This window comes from Mycobacterium sp. (genome assembly GCF_008709575.1).
Classification (GTDB): Bacteria; Actinomycetota; Actinomycetes; order Mycobacteriales; family Mycobacteriaceae; genus Mycobacterium.
Genome location: NZ_VYIK01000224.1, coordinates 1 through 873, shown reverse-complemented (window position 1 = coordinate 873; position 873 = coordinate 1). Strand labels below are relative to the sequence as shown.

Here is an 873-nt window from a genome sequence, read left to right as displayed (position 1 = left end):
CACTCGAACGCCGGAGTGTTGATGTCCCAGCCGTTGTAGTCGTCCTGGGCGCGCAGGCCGTCGAGCAGGTAAAGCGCCGGCGAGTTGGATCCTCCGCTTTGGAACTGCACCTTGATGTCGCGGCCCATCGCCGGCGACGGAACCTGTAAGTAGTCGACCGGCAGACCGGGCCGGGAAAACGCCTTCGCGGTCGCCCAACCACCGGCAAGCCCCACCAGGCCCGGCAGCGCCGCGGCCGCAACCGCGGCCACCACCAGCCGACGTGCCAAGCCGCGCAGCCTTGCGTTCACAACTGCCATGTCTGCCCCTGATCTGTCTGACCTCATTCGTCTGGTAGGTGAGGTGCCCCGAGAGGCGGCCGTTCAGCGGAGTGTCGAGCGGGGTGTGTGAGGTGAATAATGCAATTGCACAATGTCTTTGAGCTAATCTTTGAGACACACCGGTGAGAGCGTCGAAGACGTGGCATCGCGTGGAACCGCAGATCACGCGAACCGTTCGAGCCAAGTCGTCAGCGCGTACAGCCCACCGTAGGTTCCGATCGCGATCGCGAGTACTGTCGCCAGTCGCCACCGCAGTCGCCGGATACCGGCGATGCTGCATTGATTGCGCCGCCGCAACGCGATCCAGCTCAGCAGCACCAGCATACCGAGCCCGCCCAGGCGGAACCACCACGCGTAGTTACCATAAAGGTCGTTGGCCCAGGCTAATGCCGTAGCGGCGCTGGCGATTCCGAAAAGTGCAAGGACAGTAGGGCCAGCGCAGCAGAGAATGCCGACCAGTCCGCCGGTGATGCCGATGCGCCACATCGGCAGCGCGCCGCTCGCCGTCGAGCGGCGTCCCGGGGTGTGATCCTCAGCTGCAGTCGGCTTGATG

Annotated in this window: 2 protein-coding genes; both read right to left on the bottom strand. The window is 64.5% G+C overall.

The window, feature by feature from the left end:
- The coding region (locus F6Q13_RS18060; protein ID WP_293059465.1) for an alpha/beta hydrolase-fold protein at nt 1-299 on the bottom strand (299 nt) is incomplete at its 3' end.
- 183 nt (nt 300-482) lie between these two features.
- Nucleotides 483-872 carry a hypothetical protein gene (locus tag F6Q13_RS18055; protein ID WP_293059463.1) on the bottom strand — a complete coding sequence of 130 codons (390 nt, stop codon included), beginning with the start codon at nt 870-872 and terminating at the stop codon, nt 483-485.
- Nucleotide 873: the final 1 nt, after the last annotated feature.